The sequence below is a fragment of the Bradyrhizobium betae genome (assembly GCF_050632175.1).
GTDB lineage: Bacteria > Pseudomonadota > Alphaproteobacteria > Rhizobiales > Xanthobacteraceae > Bradyrhizobium > Bradyrhizobium betae_B.
Map to the genome: position 1 here is coordinate 4,518,082 of NZ_CP192576.1, position 16,453 is coordinate 4,534,534.

The 16,453-nt window shown below is 67.2% G+C and carries 14 protein-coding genes; 5 read left to right on the forward strand and 9 right to left on the reverse strand.

The window, feature by feature from the left end; translation table 11 throughout:
- Positions 1–13: 13 nt before the first annotated feature.
- The 8 genes from ACQ86E_RS21795 to ACQ86E_RS21830 all read right to left on the reverse strand — a co-directional run bounded on the left by ACQ86E_RS21795 (position 14) and on the right by ACQ86E_RS21830 (position 11,996).
- On the reverse strand, positions 14–1,156 hold the full coding sequence (locus ACQ86E_RS21795) for a Rid family hydrolase (protein WP_431201740.1): 1,143 nt from the start codon (positions 1,154–1,156) through the stop codon (positions 14–16).
- Positions 1,157–1,182: 26 nt separating this feature from the next.
- Entirely contained in the window at positions 1,183–1,935 is a 753-nt protein-coding gene (gene cnbZ, locus ACQ86E_RS21800; protein WP_431201741.1) for a 2-amino-5-chloromuconate deaminase CnbZ, read from the reverse strand.
- A gap of 173 nt (positions 1,936–2,108) precedes the next feature.
- Positions 2,109–4,469: a TonB-dependent receptor gene (locus tag ACQ86E_RS21805; protein ID WP_431201742.1), complete on the reverse strand. Its 2,361-nt coding sequence runs from the start codon at positions 4,467–4,469 to the stop codon at positions 2,109–2,111.
- A 147-nt stretch (positions 4,470–4,616) separates the two neighbouring features.
- Complete coding sequence (locus tag ACQ86E_RS21810) at positions 4,617–5,021, reverse strand: DUF2946 domain-containing protein (protein WP_431201743.1); 405 nt, start codon at positions 5,019–5,021, stop codon at positions 4,617–4,619.
- Positions 5,022–5,175: 154 nt separating this feature from the next.
- Positions 5,176–7,239: a hypothetical protein gene (locus ACQ86E_RS21815; RefSeq protein WP_431201744.1), complete on the reverse strand. Its 2,064-nt coding sequence runs from the start codon at positions 7,237–7,239 to the stop codon at positions 5,176–5,178.
- 7 nt (positions 7,240–7,246) lie between these two features.
- Positions 7,247–10,057 (reverse strand): DUF4159 domain-containing protein, encoded by a 2,811-nt coding sequence (locus ACQ86E_RS21820; RefSeq protein ID WP_431201745.1) that lies wholly within the window; start codon positions 10,055–10,057, stop codon positions 7,247–7,249.
- A complete protein-coding gene (locus ACQ86E_RS21825; protein ID WP_431201746.1) occupies positions 10,054–10,998 on the reverse strand; it encodes a DUF58 domain-containing protein in 945 nt (314 codons plus the stop codon). Before ACQ86E_RS21825 ends, ACQ86E_RS21820 begins: the two co-directional genes overlap by 4 nt.
- Positions 10,998–11,996 (reverse strand): AAA family ATPase, encoded by a 999-nt coding sequence (locus tag ACQ86E_RS21830; RefSeq protein WP_431201747.1) that lies wholly within the window; start codon positions 11,994–11,996, stop codon positions 10,998–11,000. Before ACQ86E_RS21830 ends, ACQ86E_RS21825 begins: the two co-directional genes overlap by 1 nt.
- Before the next feature lie 253 nt (positions 11,997–12,249).
- On the opposite strand from ACQ86E_RS21830, the gene ACQ86E_RS21835 reads away from it, so the two are divergent.
- From ACQ86E_RS21835 to ACQ86E_RS21855, 5 genes are read left to right on the forward strand one after another with little or no spacing between them, the layout of a single operon-like run.
- Positions 12,250–12,861, forward strand: a complete 612-nt coding sequence (locus ACQ86E_RS21835) for a DUF1285 domain-containing protein (RefSeq protein WP_431201748.1) — start codon at positions 12,250–12,252, stop codon at positions 12,859–12,861.
- Positions 12,858–13,553 (forward strand): CoA pyrophosphatase, encoded by a 696-nt coding sequence (locus tag ACQ86E_RS21840; RefSeq protein WP_431201749.1) that lies wholly within the window; start codon positions 12,858–12,860, stop codon positions 13,551–13,553. Before ACQ86E_RS21835 ends, ACQ86E_RS21840 begins: the two co-directional genes overlap by 4 nt.
- Complete coding sequence (locus ACQ86E_RS21845) at positions 13,550–13,813, forward strand: DUF6111 family protein (protein ID WP_431201750.1); 264 nt, start codon at positions 13,550–13,552, stop codon at positions 13,811–13,813. Before ACQ86E_RS21840 ends, ACQ86E_RS21845 begins: the two co-directional genes overlap by 4 nt.
- Before the next feature lie 7 nt (positions 13,814–13,820).
- The gene (locus ACQ86E_RS21850) at positions 13,821–15,080 is read left to right on the forward strand and encodes a CCA tRNA nucleotidyltransferase (RefSeq protein WP_431201751.1); all 1,260 of its coding nucleotides are present in this window, start codon (positions 13,821–13,823) and stop codon (positions 15,078–15,080) included.
- Positions 15,077–15,847 carry a sulfite exporter TauE/SafE family protein gene (locus tag ACQ86E_RS21855; protein WP_431201752.1) on the forward strand — a complete coding sequence of 257 codons (771 nt, stop codon included), beginning with the start codon at positions 15,077–15,079 and terminating at the stop codon, positions 15,845–15,847. The genes ACQ86E_RS21850 and ACQ86E_RS21855 overlap by 4 nt, the downstream gene beginning before the upstream one ends.
- Before the next feature lie 10 nt (positions 15,848–15,857).
- Here ACQ86E_RS21855 and ACQ86E_RS21860 read toward each other — a convergent pair whose 3' ends face one another.
- Positions 15,858–16,424: a hypothetical protein gene (locus tag ACQ86E_RS21860; protein WP_431201753.1), complete on the reverse strand. Its 567-nt coding sequence runs from the start codon at positions 16,422–16,424 to the stop codon at positions 15,858–15,860.
- Positions 16,425–16,453 lie beyond the last annotated feature (29 nt).

Here is a 16,453-nt window from a genome sequence, read left to right on the forward strand (position 1 = left end):
TCTTTCCTGACGCTCAGGCACCGGTCTGTTCGACCAGCGGCGCGACTTGCACGATCTTCGAATGACTTCCGCTGCGATGGGCGATCCCTTCGGTCTGCACCCGCGCGCGCCGGTCGGGGAGGGCACCGAGCACCGTCGCCCGGGGCACATAGGGTTTGGCCACGTTGGGGCCGTAACCGCGGTTGAAGCCCTGGAAGTCGCGCCAGTCGGTCAGCACGTTGTTGGTGCGCAGCAGGGAATCCCTTGGAAATCCTGCGGCCTCGATCAGCGCATGTAGCCGCTTCCAGATCGCTCTGGCCTGTTGCTCCACGCTCAGATCGGCATCGTCAGGCGTGCCCTGTCCGCTCAGGAACAGCGTATCGCCTGCCAGCATGGCCGACGCGGGGCGTCCGGGCAGATGCGGCGAGAGTTCGCTCGAAATCACCTGTCCGCCACCCCTGATGGCCACCGACTCGATGCCGATACAATACTCCGGCCGTTCGAGCGGAGCGCCGACCACGGTCCATGTCGGGAAGCGGTCGCCGAACAACCGCGTGAATGCGTCCACGACGAGGTCGTAGTCGCGAATGTCCGCGATGGTGACGTGGAGATTGCAGACATCGCCAAGGCCAAAGCCTGCATCCTCGAGCATCGTTTTGAGGCTCTGCAAGGTGGCCGCGACCTGCCGGTCGGCGCCGCCATTGCTACCGATGGGCAGCGCCGTGGCGTGGTGCCACTCTCCCGCGACCATGGCGCCCGCAGGTATCGCGCGGGCCTGACCGCCGACGATCGCGGTGGTATCGATTTCCACGGCCGCCTGCGGCAGCGGAAAATCCCAGGAGCCGACCACGCTGTGCGCCGGCCGCAAGCCGGGGAACTCCTCGGCGTAGATATCGAGATACTTTGGAATATCCCTGGTGTCGGCGACGTAGGCCTTGAGCCGAACGACGTCCGACATTTGTCCACCGAGCAGGTCAAGCGTTGTCTTCAGATTGGCGAACATGCGGCGCGTCTGCGCCTCCATGTCGACCCGGCCCGGAGCCTCGCCGGCGAGGCGCAGATCCGGAAAGACACCCGCCGATGCTCCCACGTGGATCAGATTGTCGATGCGCGAGGCATGCGAGAAATGCGCGATCGGGCGCATCAATTGATCGGTGTAGATGACTTCGCGCGGCATGTGCGTCGACCTTCAGGAGCAACTCGTTAGATCACGACCTCCGCGGAGACGCCACGAACGTCCATCTCGTAATCGAGGCCTTGCACGGGCGGCCTTGCGAAATGCCAGCTGAGGCCGTTCGCCGCGGCCCCGCGCGGGGCGATCTCGCGCTTCATCAATGCCCGAAGTTCGTATGCGGTGTAAACATGCGCGCCGGTCGCATCTGCCCATCCGGCGCCCAGCGCACTCATGCGCCGTTCCATCTCGCCGAGCACAAAGCGGCATTTCTCGAGCATGCCCTCGGTCGACTGGTCCCCGGGCCTGATCGCGAAATCCCGGTAGCTCGCCTTGCCTTCCGGAGCCTCGCCGCTGCCCGCGACGACAAAACCACCGCCGTCTTTCGACGATGTCGGGCGCGTATAGCAGAAGGCATACATGCTCACCGTCTTCGGAGGATCGACCTCGGGGCACACGTTGGTGCGTGCGACCGGATTGATGCCATCCTTCGTCAGCCCCCATGTGTCGAGCCAGCCGACATATTCCTTGTTGAAGTCGAGGAAACCCTGCTCGGTGAAAGGCGCCGGCGACCTCAGCTCGCAGGCACAGAACGCCTCGACGCCGCGATTGATCGACTTCAAATGATCAGCCGCTGCGGAAAATCCCTCCGAGAGGGCCGGTGGACGGCGGAATCGAACGCGGACGATCTCGAAGCCATCGTCGGGCTTCACTCCGGCGGAATACTGGAACACGCCCGGAATGAATTGATACGATCCCGCGCGAAACGATCCCAGCTCTGTCATTGCCCACTCGCCATTCGAGGTCTGCATCGCGAGCAACGCAACATCGTGCTCACACCACCGGCGAGAGTGAAGAGGCGGGCCGGATCTCACAAGATCATTCTTGGCACCTGATTGTTGCCGATGAGGCAACGGGCGGTGAGCCGGGGCCCTTTGGCCCCGGCTCGAGCAAGCTATTAGAACTTGAAGTTGGCGAACGCCCGCACGCCGATGCCGGGCATCAGGACTTCGTCCTTGGTGTAGGACACCGAGTTGCGGATGTTTTCGTTGAGCAGGTTGTTGCCGACGATGCCTGCCGTCATCTCGCGCGCGCCGAACCAGTTGCGGTCGAGTTTTGTCTTGTAGCTGACCTCGGCCTTCAACAAATTGTAGCCCGGTGTCGGCGTCTCCGCGATCACGGCGACATTGTTCTGGGCGAAGGCGTGCAACAGGTTGACGCGCATCAGCCAGTTGTCGTCGCGCCAGAACACGCCGCCGCCCATCCGCAGCGGCGGAATGCGCGGCACGTTGGTGCCGTCGGCGAAGGTGGCGCGGACCATGTCGAGCTGGTTCTCGATGCCCCAGATGCCGCCCTGGAACGCACCGACATCGAGTTGCGACTGGAATTCGCCGCCGCGGAAGTTGGCGTTGCGTTGCGAATAGACCGCCTGGTTCAGTTCGGCGCCCGGCGTACCGCACGAAGCGAAGTCGTCATCGCACATCACGCCGGTGAGCCGGCGATAGATGAAGTTGTCGAAATGCGTGTAGTAGACGGTCGCCTCGAACCGGAACGGCCCCGTCGCCCTGCGCACGCCGAGCTCGACCGACTTGGCGGTCTCGATGGTGAGGTTGGGATTGCCGATGTCGAATGTCGCGGTCGCATCGTGGCCGCCGCGGGAAAACAGCTCGGCCGCCTTCGGCGCGCGCTCGACATATTGCGCGGTGATGCTGCCGACCATGCCGCCCGGCAAGTCCTGCAACAAGCCGATGCTGCCGCTCTTCGGCGTGAACGACGGACTGCGCGCGATGCCTGCCTGCGGCGTGCCGTCGGGCAGATAGTCCGTCGGGAAGTCCGGCGTGGTGCCGTGCAGCTCGACATGCTCGATGCGGCCGGCGATCTGCGCCTTTGTCTGTTCGGTGAACTTGAACTCGTTGAAGGCGTAAGCAGCAACGCGCGTGCTGTTGTTGGGGTCCCACAGCCCATTGAACAGCGTGCCGGGATTGTCCGGGCTCGGCGCGCTCAGCTCCTGATGGCCGACCTGGAAGCCCAGCGCCGTCGTCACCTCGGCGAAGTGCGCGTTGAACGGCATCAGCTGCACCTCGGTGCGGATCTCCTGCTCCTTGTTGGTGAAGGTCTGCCGCACGCCGTCGCTGGTGGGGTCAGTGGGATCGGCAAGCCCGGTCTCGTTGTGCCGGTAGTCGGTCGCGCCGGCCCAGAAGCGGACAGCGTCGATCGCGGCGGCGTCGGGATGATACTCGCCCTTGACGTTGATCTTGGTCTGGTGGCCGTCGATCCGCGTGTTGTGGTCGGCACCGTCGATGCCGGGAATATGGTAGAGCGCGTCGTTCTGCGTGATCGACGCGCCGATATAGCCGCCCTGGAAGAAGTAGGAGCCGCCGATCGAGGCGCCGTCCGAGCGTGTCGCCGAGTTCGGCTGGCGGCCGTTCACGGCTCGCGACTGATCATTCAGGTAGGGATAGCTCGGAATAGAATAGTCCGAGGTGGTGCGGCCATAGACGTCGGCATGGAAGGCAAAATTGCCGCCGCCGGTGTCGAGCAGCACGCCGCTCTCGACGCCGCGATCGACCGAAGAGAACGCGGTGCGCGTCTCGGCCGTCACGCAGGGCGACGTCGCGGCCGCTGCGAGCGGCGCCTTGGCCGGCAGGCCGTAAGCCTGGAAAGACGGCGCGCAAGCAGGCAGCGCATCGGGAATGCGGTTGTTGGTGGCGCTGACGACGCCGCCGATCGAGGTCGAGCCGTAACGCAGTGCCGCCGGGCCGCGCACAACTTCGATCTGGTTGGTGGCGAGCGGATCGATCGGGACGAAGTGATCCTCGCCGAGGTCGGACGCACCGCCCGCGTTGGTGCCGTTTTCGACGATACCGACACGGTTGACGTCGAGACCCCGGATGATCGGCCGGCTGGAGGCGCCGGGCGCAAAGCCCGAGCCGGTGATGCCGGGCTTGGAGAACAGGAGATCGCCGAGCTGCCCGCCGCCCTGACGGCGGATCTCCTCGTTCGGTATCACCGTGACGGTGGCGAACTGGCTGGTCACGACAGGCAGCACGCCCGGCTGCGGCGCGGCGGGGGCCGGCGCTGCCGGCGCGGCTTCGGCGGTGCGCTCGCGGCTCCGCGCCGGCGCAGGACGCGTGGCGCGGCTCGCCGTGCGCGAGGGTACGATAGCCCGCCGCACGATGGGGCTGGGCGCCGTCACGGTGACGGCGGGAAGCTCGGTGGCCGCGGGCTTGTCCTGAGCCAGTGCCGGAGTGGCGGCTGCGCCGAGCAGGAGCAGGCTCGCTCCACCCAGACGCTGCGCGCGTCGCAATTGAAATGACATGGTCCTGATTCCACTCAGGCGCCGTCCGCAGATGTGGTTGTTGCTGATCGGAGGCGGCCTGCCGTCGCGGTGCGACGGAATTCGACTTCAACGGTCCCCGGCATTCACCGACGTGCGGCGAGCCAAGGCATGATCAAGCGTTGGAGATCAGGACGCGGGAGGAGCGCGCGGCTGGAACGCCGCGGCGGCCGATTTCAGATGGACGAATTCGGCGTCAGTGGTGAGATAGAGCAGTTCGATCGCCTGCGGCAGCAGCAGCAGGGGCGGCGTTGCGGAGACGATGGTGCCCGCCATCGCGACGACGGCGCAGATCGCGCAATTGTCGTCGCCCGGCTGCTCGCGGTCGGGTCCCGCGGGTGATTGCTTCTCGACCGTCGCGCGGTCGATTGCGGCGATGCCTTTGGTGCTGTCAGTCTGCTGGTGCGAGGGCTGCGCGAGCGTCGTTGCCTGGGCGAACCAATGGCTGTGGCCGAACGTCAGCGCGAGCTGCACCAGCATCGCGAACAACGCGAGCCGGGCGCCGTGCCTGATATTCGACCGGAACCACTTCATCTGGAAACGCCACCCCGCATCGCGAGGCACCGATCCCCTCGGGCTTTCACGATGTTATATTGTAACATCGCCCGATCGAAGAGCTGATGTCAACCTGCACCGAGCCCTTGCGCGCAGGCTAGCCAGGCAATGTGTCGTTCCTGCAACTGGATGATCAGCGCCCCTCGCGCACCCACGTCGCCGCGAAGGCGCCGAGCAGCAGCAGCAGGCCGATCAGGCCGGCAAAGATCGGCAGCACGCCGACGCCCTTGACGACGCTGGCGTCGCGCATCCGCACCCCCATCCAGCCGTCGCCGGCGAACATGCCGGCCGAGCGTACCGGCACGATGCGCGGCAGCTCGACGCTGGCGCCGTCGACGACGCGCACGGCGTTGCCGCCGGTCGCCTGCGTCAGCGGCTTCAAGGTGTCGATCGTGGAGGTGACCTCCGAAAACTCCTTCGGATTGGTCGGGCCGACATTGATCAGCGCCTTCAGCGTGCCGTCGGTGGCCTGCCACAGGCCGAGCTCGTTCGCGGGAAGGCTGGCGCGCCACTCGCCGGGATCGCCGGCGCTCAGCGTCAGATCGTGCGCCACGCCCGAGGGCGAGGTCACGCTCACCGGCTGGACGCTGTCCGCCATGGTCTGGCGCACCACCACGAGGTCCTTGCCCTGCACCTGCAGGCGCAGCGCCTCTTCGTCGAGATCCGGCTGCTTCATCAGCCAGTGCGACATCCGCCTGAGCAGATCGAGATGCGGGCCGCCGCCCTCATAGCCGCGCGCCCACAGCCAGATGTGGTCGGACAGCAGCAGCGCGACGCGGCCCTCACCGAAGCGCGACAGGAACAGCAGCGGCTTGCCGTCAGCGCCCGTCATCACCGGCGGGTTGACGGCATTGCGGGTGTCGACGGTGCGGAAGAACCTGCTCCAGCGCGGCGGCTCGGAGGCGGAGCCTTCGAGGCCGCGCGTGACCGGATGGCGTTTGCCGACGTCGGACAGATGCGCATAGAACGGCTTTTCGGTCACGCCGACAGGTTCGGCCGGCAGCACCGAATCCAGCGGCGTGCGCCAGATGCTGGTATTGGAAGCATAGTCGGGGCCGGCCGAGACCAGCACCGCGCCGCCCGCCCGGACATAGCGCGCGATGTTGTCGAAATAGGCGATCGGCAGCACGCCCTGGCGGGCGTAGCGGTCGAAGATGATCAGCTGGAATTCGTGGATCTTCTGCTGGAACAGCTCGCGGGTCGGAAACGCGATCAGCGACAATTCGTTGATCGGCGTGCCGTCCTGCTTCTCCGGCGGACGCAGAATGGTGAAGTGCACGAGATCGACGCTGGCGTCGGACTTCAGCAGGTTACGCCAGGTGCGCTCGCCCGAATGCGGCTCGCCCGAGACCAGCAGCACGCGCAGCTTGTCGCGCACGCCGTCGATGGCGACGACGGCGCGGTTGTTCACCGGCGTCAGCTCCCGCTCGAGCGGAGAGGCTTCGATCTCGACGATGTTCGGCCCGGCATGCTTGATGTCGACGTCGACGCTCGCGGTCTGGCCGCTTCCCAGCGTGCGCTCGCTGAGGACTTCGCCGTCACGGCGGATCGTGACCTTGGCCCGCTCGCCGGTGACGCCCTGGTCGTCGAGCCGGTAGGTAATCGTCTGGTTCTGCCCGACGATGCCGAAGCGCGGCGCGGCCGTGATCGCGATGCGGCGGTCGCGCTCGTCCTTCTGCCCGGTGATCAGCGCGTGCACCGGCGCCTGGAAACCGAGCGCGGCGGCGCTCGCCGGGATGTCGTGGACGCGGCCGTCGGTGATCAGGAACGCGCCGGCGACGCGGTCGACCGGCACGTCGGCCAATGCCGAGGCCAGCGCGCCGAACAGTTTGGTGCCGTCGGTCTCGCCGTCGGCCTGGCCGGCGTCGACGATTCGGACTTCCAGCCCCTTGATCTTCTTCAGGCCGTCGACCAGCGCCTCCTGCGCCTTCGCGGCCTCCTCGTTACGCTTGCCGAAATTCTGGCTCGGGCTCTTGTCGACGACCACGGCGGCGACCGAAGTGAGGGGATCGCGGTCCTCGCGGGTGAAGGAGGGATTGGCCAGCGCCAGCAGGAACAGCGCCAGCGCGGCCACGCGCACGGCGGCGCCGCGCGCACGCGCCACCAGCAGCACGATCGCAATGACCACGATCGCGGCGAGCGCGAGCCACAGGACGATCGCAGGGACGAGCGGCGTGAACGCGATGCCGTAATTCATGGCGATCCTATTGCCCCAGCCGTTCGATCAGCGCCGGTGCGTGCACCTGGTCGGCCTTGTAATTGCCGGTCAGCGTGTACATCACGATGTTGGCGCCGGCCCGGTAGGCGAATTCGCGCTGGCGGGCGTCGCCGCCGGCCACCGGCAGCGTGTACTGACCGTCCGGCCGGACCGCCCAGGCGCCGGCAAGATCGTTCGAGGTGATGATGATCGGCGAAACGCCGTCGCCGCCGCGGGCGGGCCGCTGCGCGCTGTCCTCGTCCTCGTCGCGCGGCAGCGCCTCGACCCAGGTCTGGCCGGTGCTGAAGCGGCCGGGAAAGTCGCGCAGCAGATAGAAGGTCTTGGTCAGCACGTGCTCGCGCGGCACCGGCTCGAGCTCGGGAACGTCGAGCGACGACAGGATCTCGCGCAGCGTCTGCATGCCCGGGGTCTGCGCCGCGCCGTTGTCGCCGGGCGGTGCTTCGATCGCGTCGCGGGTGTCGAACAGCACGGTGCCGCCCTGCTTCATGTAGGCGTCGATCTTGTTGATGGCATCCTGCGGCGGCTTGGGCGCGCCCGGCACGATCGGCCAGTAGATCAGCGGGAAGAAGGCGAGCTCGTCGCGGCCGGGATCGATGCCGACGGGATCGCCGGCCTCGAGCGCGGTGCGCTGCGCGAGGAATTGCGTCAGGCCTGACAGCCCGGACTTGACGATGGAATCGACGTCGGCATTGCCTGTCACGACATAGGCAAGGCGGGTCTGCGACACCGCCTTCATGGCGAACTCGTCCGAGGCGCTGTCGGCGCGCGACGGCGTCGGCGAGAATGACGCAAGGCCCGCGAGCAGCCCGAGCACGATCATGGCGGGCGCGGCACGCCGGCGCAGCAGCGCGGCGATGCCGCCGCCGAGCACCGCGACGATGATGGCGTCGATCAGGAACAGCGCGAGCGCCGTCGACAGCAGCCAGCCGCGCAGGTCGCGCGGTTCGGCATTGGTGTAGGTGGCGTGCCGGGCGCGCAGGCTCGCGGTGTTCAGCGCGGCGATGCGGTCGGCGCTGGCAAGGGTATTCACGGCGAGCGGTCCTTCTGCCGGACCGTAGAAGCCGGGCGGATGATCGGGTGTGGCGCGGTCGCGGTAATCCGCGGGCAGCGGCTTTGCTGTGGCCGGCGGCGGGCCGAAGGCACCAAAGCCGTCGAGGATGTGAAGCGGCGCCACCGTCTCGGCGGTTGCCTCGCCCGCGACCCCGGGGCCGGGCTTGGCGGTATAGCCGGACATGTCGACGATCCGCCGCAGCATTTCGACGAAGGTGCCCGACATCGGCAGATCGGACCAGCGCATGTCGGCGCTGACGTGGAACAGGCTGACCAGCCCCTTGCCGCGATGCTCGCCGGTGACGAGCGGCGTGCCGTCTTCCAGCGAGGCCCAGCTTTTGGTGGCCAGCACGGCGTCGGGCTCGGCCAGCACCTGCCGGTTCACGGTGATGTCCTTGGGGACTGTGACGCCGGCAAAGGGCCCGTCGGCGGCAAAGGAAGCGAGATGTTGCGGCTTCTCCCAGGTCAGGCTGCCGCCGAGGGTGCGGCCGCCCTTGCGCAGCTTGACCGGAACGAGATCGTCCTCGGCCTGCGCCAGGCGGGGACCTGCGAACCGCACCAGCACGCCGCCCTGGTCGATCCAGGCGTTGAGACGCTCGCGGATTTCGGGGGCGACGGTGCCGACATCGGCGAGGATGATCATCGGCAGCTTCTGGTCGAGGAATTGCGTGATGCCCTGCTGCGGCGAGCCCTTGTCGGCCAGCCTGACGTCGGCGAACGGCGCCAGCGCGCGGGTGAGGTAGAAGGTCGGAGCCAGCAGCGGCTGCGCGGTCTCGCTGCTCGTGCCGGTGACGATGCCGATGGCGCGGCGGCGCCAGCGCTTGTCGAGCAGCTGCACCGCGCCGGCCGAACGCTCGCCCGTGATCTCGAGCCGCGTGATGTCGTTGCGCAGCTCGACCGGCAGGTCGAACGCGGCTTCGGTCTCCTTGTCCTGCGGGCCGAACGAATAGCGCGCTTCGCCGATCGGCGAGGCCTTCTGGTCCAGTGCGCGCACGGTGCCGATGGCGATGCCGCTGTCGGTGCGCAGCACCTTCACGGTCATCTTGGCGGCGGCGTTTTCGGCCGCGACCAGCGCCAGCGGCGACGACGTGCCGCCTTCGAACACGGTCAGGCTGCGATCGCCGACGGTCTTGCCGAGTGCCTGCACGAAGTCCTCGCCGCGCCCGGTGTCGATGCCGTCCGACAGCCAGGCGATATCGCAGTCGCCGGTGGCCTTCAGGAAGCGGTCGACGGCGGTCAGCGTGTCGACGCGATCGATCGAATAGGGCTTTGGCGCGAGCTGCCGCAGCGCCACGCGCGCCGCGCCCGCAGGCATGAGGGTGATGTCGCGGTTCGGCTCGGACAGCGGCACCAGCGCGATCGCGCGGCGGTCGGTGTCGGCGCTGGCGATCAGTTCGTCGGCGGCCCTGATTCTGACGTCCCAGTGCGATGCCGCGCTCCAGCCGTCGTCGAGCATGATCATCAGCGGCGCCTTGCTGCCCGCGGCGCCTGTTGGCGGATTCCAGATCGGGCCGGCGGCGGCAAAGATCACGAGCGCCGCGGCCAGCAGGCGCAGCGCGGTCAGCCACCACGGCGTACGCGAAGGCGTCTCTTCCCTTGGCGCGATGTCGAACAGCAGGCGCGTCGGCGGAAATTCGATGCGGCGCGGCCGCGGCGGCATCACGCGGAGCAGCCACCACAGCACCGGCAGGCTCACGAGGCCGAGCAGGAGCAGCGGTTCGGTGAAGGCGAGCGGCAATCCCATCATGCGGCCGGCCCCGCCTTGATGGTGGTGGTGCGGGCGCCGGATTTGCTCACCTGCATGCCGGCGTGCAGGAACAGCAGCAGCTCGGCGGCGGAGCGGTCGGTCGCATGCGTCGTGAACAACCAGTCCAGCTTGCGCGTCTCGGCGCGGATCTGGTCGCGGTGCAGCGCGAGCCGCGCGGTGTAATCCTGCGCCCAGCTCTCGGCGCGGCCGGCGGTGATCACGCCGAAGCCCTCCGGCTCGACGAACTCGACGCGTCCGGAATAGGGGAACGATTCCTCGGCGGGATCGACGATTTGCACCAGCGTGCCATGCGCGCCGGAGCCGGAGAGCCCCGCGAGCGTCGTTCTGATCTCCGAGATCGGCGACCAGAAGTCCGACAGCACGATCGTCTCGGCCAGCGCGGCGGGCACGAAGGACGGCGGCAGGCTCAACCGGTCGGCATCGTCATGCAGCATCGCCTGCGCCATCTTGTCGATGATGCTGCGGCTCGTGGTCGGCGCCATCAGCCCTGGAATGCCGACCCGCTCGCCGCCCGCGACCAGCAGCTCCGCCAGCGCGAAGGCGACGATCAGGGTGCGTTCGAGCTTGGATTCACGCGCGGTTTTCGAAGCGAACGCCATCGACGGCGAGCGGTCGGGCCAGATCCAGACCGTGTGCGACGCCTCCCATTCGAGCTCGCGGACATAGAGATGATCGTCACGCGCGGAGCGCCGCCAGTCGACGTTCTGCGACGGCTCGCCGGAGACGAAGCGGCGGTATTGCCAGAAGTTCTCTCCCGAGCCGGCCCTGCGCCGTCCGTGCAGGCCGTGGATGACGTTGGCGGCGATACGGCGGGCCTCGAGCACCAGGCGCGGCAACGAAGCGGCGAGCGTACGGCTTTCGCCATCGGCACGTCGGATCGCAACTGTCTCCTTTGCTGCGTGCCCGGTCTCTGCGGCCATCAACCGATCCGCGTCTTGAGTTGCTTGATCACGTCCGGAATCGTGCGGCCTTCGGCGCGCGCCTGGAACGTCAGCGCCATGCGGTGCTTCAGCACGGGCTCGGCGAGATCGAGCACGTCGTCGATCGACGGCGCGAGGCGGCCATCGATCAGCGCGCGTGCGCGCACGGCAAGCATCAGGGATTGGCTGGCGCGCGGGCCGGGGCCCCAGGCGATGAACCTGCCGGTTTCGCCGCTCTCTTCGCCCGGACGGGCCGAGCGGACCAGCGACAGGATCGCCTCGACCACGGAATCGCCGACCGGCAGCCGCCGCACCAGTCGCTGCGCGGTGATCAGCGCGTCCGCCGTCATTGACCCCTTGGCCAGCGTTTCGTCCGCGCCGGTGGTCTCGAACAGGATGCGGCGCTCGGCGTCACGATCGGGATAGTCGACGTCGATCTCCATCAGGAAGCGGTCGAGCTGTGCTTCGGGCAGCGGATAGGTGCCTTCCTGCTCCAGCGGGTTTTGCGTGGCGAGCACGTGGAACGGCTTCGGCAGGTCATGGCGCGCGCCCGCAACGGTGATGTGCTGCTCCTGCATCGCCTGCAGCAGCGCCGATTGCGTGCGCGGGCTGGCGCGGTTGATCTCGTCGGCCATCAGGAGTTGCGCGAACACGGGGCCGGAGATGAAGCGGAAGGCGCGCTTGCCCGCGGTGCTCTCGTCCAGCACTTCGGCGCCGAGAATGTCCGACGGCATCAGATCGGGCGTGAACTGGATGCGCTTGGCGTCGAGGCCGAGCGTGACGCCGAGCGTCTCGACCAGCTTGGTCTTGGCAAGACCCGGCACGCCGATCAACAGCGCATGGCCACCGGAGAGGATGGTGACCAGCGTATTCTCGATCACGCGATCCTGACCGAAGATCACCGACGCGATCGCGTCTTTCGCTGCGCGCACCTGGGCCGACACCTGCTCGGCCGAACGGACGATGCCGTCTTCGAGCTTCTCGACACTCTCCGCCATCCGTCAGCTCCTTCAGCCTGCCGCGCTATCCTGCGTCGTCATTCACATGGGCCTTATGCTAGACTTGCAGGAAGGCCATGTATTCGTTGAATTAACCTATCCCCACCTTATCGGCTTAGGCATATGTAGGGCATCACGAAGTGGCGACCTCCACACCGGATGAATCCGGGGGTGGAACTCTTCACCCGAGCACAACGTCAACGTACAAATCAGACTTGCACCAATCGTGCCAGAGACAAAGTCAGGGCAAACCATGGCGAACCAAGGGCAGAGCGCCGATCGTGGACTTGAGGGGCTGACTGCCGCCGCCAAAAGTGCTGCCAGTGCCGAGGGCGCCAAAAAGGGCCTGCCTCCGGTGCATCTGTGGAATCCGCCGTTTTGCGGCGATCTGGACATGCGAATCGCTCCTGATGGTACTTGGTTCTACTTGGGGACGCCAATCGGCCGTCCTGCGCTGGTGCGCCTGTTCTCGACCGTCCTGAAGCGCGAAGGCGACAAGTATTTCCTCGTCACGCCCGTGGAGAAGGTCGGCATTCGCGTCGACGACGCGCCGTTCATGGCGGTCGAGATGCAGAAGGACGGCGAGGGCAGCCATCGCGTGTTGAGTTTCCGCACCAATGTCGACGACTGGGTCACCTGCGATGCCGCGCACCGGCTGCGCTTCGAGCAGGCCAAAGACGGCGGGCTGACACCCTATCTGCATGTCCGTGCCGATCTCTGGGCCAAGGTCACCCGCGCGCTCTATTACGATCTGGTTGACATGGGCGAGGAGCGGATGGTCGATGGCCAGCCGATGTTCGGCGTCGAGTCGGCCGGCGAGTTCTTCGCCATGGCCGACGCGGAACAGGTGAGGGCCGCGCTTTGAACAAGCCTATCTCCAGGAGCGAGCCTGATCGCGAGCCTGGTCACGAGCCTGTCGTGCTTGGCGCTGCGGATTTCTTCGCCCGCTCCAGGGCGAAGCTCGGCTTCGACGTTCCACTCGGACTGTACGATCCGAACATCGTTCCGGCCTCGGGAGATCCGGGCACCGACAAGATGCTCGCGATCGTCGCGCGCGAGCAGCCGGTGCGGCCGGCGGCGGTGCTGATCGCGGTGGTCGATCATCCCGAGCCGACCATTCTGCTGACGCAGCGTTCGGCGCATCTCAACGACCATGCCGGCCAGATCGCCTTTCCCGGCGGCAAGATCGACGCGACCGACACCTCGCCGCTCGATGCGGCGCTGCGCGAGGCCGAGGAGGAGGTCGGGCTGTCCAGAGACTTCGTCGAGCCGCTCGGCTATCTCGATCTCTACGGCACCGCGTTCGGCTTCCGCATCCTGCCGACGGTGGCCAGGGTGCGTCCCGGCTTCGAGCTCACCATCAACCATTCCGAAGTTGATGACGCCTTCGAGGTGCCGCTATCCTTCCTGATGAACCCGGCCAACCACCAGGTGCACAGCAAGGAATTCCGCGGCATGGAGCGGTCCTATTACGCGATGCCGTTCGCGGAACGCTACATCTGGGGTGCGACGGCCGGAATGCTGCGTGTGCTCTATGAGCGGATCTATTCATCATGATCCGGCCGGTTCTGACCGAGATCGGAATTTTCCTCGTCCCGTTTGCCGTCTATGCGTTGTTCCTGGCAGCCACCCGATCCGGCCTGTTCGTGCAATCGTCATGGCCGGTCACGGTCGTCGCGCGCCTTGTCCTGGTCGCGCTCGTGCTGGTCATCGCGGGGCTGATAGGCTTTGCGCATTTCTCCGGCGCCGCGCCGGATTCGACCTACGTTCCAGCCCATGTCGAGAACGGCAAGCTCGTGCCGGGCGTGGAAAAATAGGGGCGGCATGGTGAGCGCGAAGCCTTTACTCGCCGACGCGCCCTGGCTGACCGCAGGCGGGACCGCGCGCGTGCTGGAGCTGCTCAACGCCAATGGCGAGGAGGGGCGGGTGGTCGGCGGCGCCGTGCGCAACGCGCTGCTCGGCCTGACGCCCGGCGATATCGACATCGCAACGACAGCGTTGCCGGACGAAGTGGTGCGGCGCGCCAAGGCTGCCGGCATCAAGAGCGTGCCGACCGGCATCGACCACGGCACCATCACGCTGGTCATCGACGGCCAGCCCTACGAAGTCACGACGCTGCGCGAGGACACCGAAACCTTCGGCCGCAAGGCCAAGGTCGCGTTCGGCCGCGACTGGGTGAGGGATGCCGAGCGGCGCGACTTCACCATGAACGGCCTGTCGGTCGACGCGTCAGGTGTCGTCTACGACTATGTCGGCGGCATCGCCGATGCCGCGGCGCGCCGCGTGCGCTTCATCGGCGATCCCGACAAGCGCATAGCCGAGGATTTCCTGCGGATCCTGCGCTTCTTTCGCATCCACGCCGCCTTCGGTGCCGGCGAGCCCGATCGCGACGGATATCTGGCCTGCATCCGGGGACGTGCGGGGCTTGCCAGCCTGTCGGCCGAACGCGTGCGCATGGAGATGCTGAAGCTGCTGGTGGCCGGCGGCGCATCTGACGCGGCGCGGGCCATGGCCGAGGGCGGATTGCTGCAGGCGCTGATCGGCGGCGTCGCCTATACCGGGCCGCTCGCGACCATGATCGCGATCGAGCGCGAGCTCGGCCTGCCGCCGAGTCCCACGCGGCGCCTCGCAGCCCTGACGGTCGCCGTGACCGAAGATGCCAAGCGCGTCGCGACGCGCCTGCGGCTGTCCAATGTCGAAGCCAAGGCGCTGGATTCGATGGGGCATCGCTGGTGGCGCTTCGTCACCAAGGACGAGGCCGGCGCGCGGCGGCTGCTCTACCGGCTCGGCGCCGAGCGCTATCACGATCGCGTGTTGCTCGCCTGGGCGCGCGCCGGCGGCGACGTGGATTCGTCGTACTGGCGCGCGCTCGCCGAGTTGCCGCAGCGCTGGACCGCGCCGAAATTTCCGCTTCGCGCCGCCGACTTCATCGCGCGCGGCATGGCGGAAGGGCCTGCGCTCGGACATGTGTTGACGCTCGCCGAGGACGCTTGGCTTGCGGCGGATTTTCCACTAGAGGAAGCGGCGCTCGCTTCCATCGCAGATCAAGCTGCGGCACGCATCAGCCGCGACCAGAAACATTGACCATCGTCTCAGGCTTCGCCGACATCTCGATTTTCCAGCTCCTGCTGGTCGCGTTGATGGCGTTGTTTGCTTCGATCATCGGTGGTCTCGCCGGCTACGGCACCGGCGCGCTGATGCCGCTGGTGCTGGTGCCGCTGGTCGGCGCCGAGCCCGTGGTGCCGATCATCGCGATCTCCGCGATTTTCACCAATTCCAGCCGTGCGCTCGCTTATCTGCGTCATGCCGATCGCCGCCGCGCAGCTATCGTGCTCGCCTGCGCCGCGCTGACGACTGCGCTCGGTGCCTACGGCTACACGCGCCTCACAAATGCCGGCGCCGCGCTCGTGATCGGCTCGATGCTGATCCTGAGCGTGCCGCTGCGCCGCGTGCTTCGCCGCCGAAGGGTGCGGATCGGCGACGCGGGCCTTGCGGCAGGCTCGGTCGGCTACGGCGTGCTGGTCGGCGGCACCTCGGGCTCGGGCGTGATCCTGCTGTCGCTGCTGATGGCCGCGGGCCTCGAGGGCGCCGCCGTGATCGCGACCGACGCGATGATCTCGCTCGGCACCGGCCTCATCAAGATCTCGGTGTTCGGCCTCGCCGGCGCGGTGACGGCGCAGGTGCTGGCCTTTGCGCTCTTGATCGGCGGCATCGCGATTCCCGGCGCGTTCCTCGCCAAGGCCTTTGTCGAGCGGATGCCGGTGCACATTCACACCGCGATCCTCGACGTCGCCGTGATCACCGGCGGCCTGGTGATGATTTCGGCTGCGGCGCGGCAGCTGATCGCGTAGATGCCCCGGCTCAGCGCACAGTCGCGTCGGGCGCCACGTTCAGCGGCGCTCCTCCGACCGATATCGGACCCGTCGGGGTCGTTGCGCGCGGTGGCTTCTTTTGCTTCGGGACGACGCGCGCTGCCGGAGCTGGCGCGACGGGAGGCACTGAAGCCGACGGCCTCGCGACAGTGGGCTCAGGAAAAGCAGACGGTGCGACCGGTGCCTGCGGGGCCGGGCTCTTCAGGGCTTCGATTTTCGAACTGAGCTCGGCAAGTTGACTGACGATCGCCTTGAGCTGCTCCTGTTGGCTGGCGATGGTCCTGTCGATCGCCGCCAGGTCGTCGGCCGTCTTCTGTTGCGCGGCGAGCAGGTCGGTCATGACCGCGCTGTCATTGGCGCCGGCGTCAGCTTCCGCGGCGTCGCGCCCCGCGGGCTGCATGAACAATCCCGGGTTCAGCCAGGCATAAGCCGCCCCTGCGCCTGCGAGTGCAAGGACGACGGCCACGAAGAGCGCAAACGGCCATCGGCGACGAGGCGCGGGAACAAAAGGCGGTGGGTCCACGACCGGCCAACTCGGAGGCGATTCGATGCTCATCCAAACGTCCTAGTCAGCCTTTTGGTCCA

Excerpts from the sequence above, each read along its gene's own strand:
- ACQ86E_RS21820 (WP_431201745.1), bottom strand. The coding sequence starts at position 10,057 with ATGATGGGATTGCCGCTCGCCTTCACCGAACCGCTGCTCCTGCTCGGC.
- ACQ86E_RS21845 (WP_431201750.1), top strand. The coding sequence starts at position 13,550 with ATGATCCGGCCGGTTCTGACCGAGATCGGAATTTTCCTCGTCCCGTTT.
- ACQ86E_RS21805 (WP_431201742.1), bottom strand. The coding sequence starts at position 4,469 with ATGTCATTTCAATTGCGACGCGCGCAGCGTCTGGGTGGAGCGAGCCTG.
- ACQ86E_RS21850 (WP_431201751.1), top strand. The coding sequence starts at position 13,821 with ATGGTGAGCGCGAAGCCTTTACTCGCCGACGCGCCCTGGCTGACCGCA.
- cnbZ (WP_431201741.1), bottom strand. The coding sequence starts at position 1,935 with ATGACAGAGCTGGGATCGTTTCGCGCGGGATCGTATCAATTCATTCCG.
- ACQ86E_RS21830 (WP_431201747.1), bottom strand. The coding sequence starts at position 11,996 with ATGGCGGAGAGTGTCGAGAAGCTCGAAGACGGCATCGTCCGTTCGGCC.
- ACQ86E_RS21825 (WP_431201746.1), bottom strand. The coding sequence starts at position 10,998 with ATGGCCGCAGAGACCGGGCACGCAGCAAAGGAGACAGTTGCGATCCGA.
- ACQ86E_RS21835 (WP_431201748.1), top strand. The coding sequence starts at position 12,250 with ATGGCGAACCAAGGGCAGAGCGCCGATCGTGGACTTGAGGGGCTGACT.
- ACQ86E_RS21795 (WP_431201740.1), bottom strand. The coding sequence starts at position 1,156 with ATGCCGCGCGAAGTCATCTACACCGATCAATTGATGCGCCCGATCGCG.
- ACQ86E_RS21810 (WP_431201743.1), bottom strand. The coding sequence starts at position 5,021 with ATGAAGTGGTTCCGGTCGAATATCAGGCACGGCGCCCGGCTCGCGTTG.
- ACQ86E_RS21815 (WP_431201744.1), bottom strand. The coding sequence starts at position 7,239 with ATGAATTACGGCATCGCGTTCACGCCGCTCGTCCCTGCGATCGTCCTG.
- ACQ86E_RS21860 (WP_431201753.1), bottom strand. The coding sequence starts at position 16,424 with ATGAGCATCGAATCGCCTCCGAGTTGGCCGGTCGTGGACCCACCGCCT.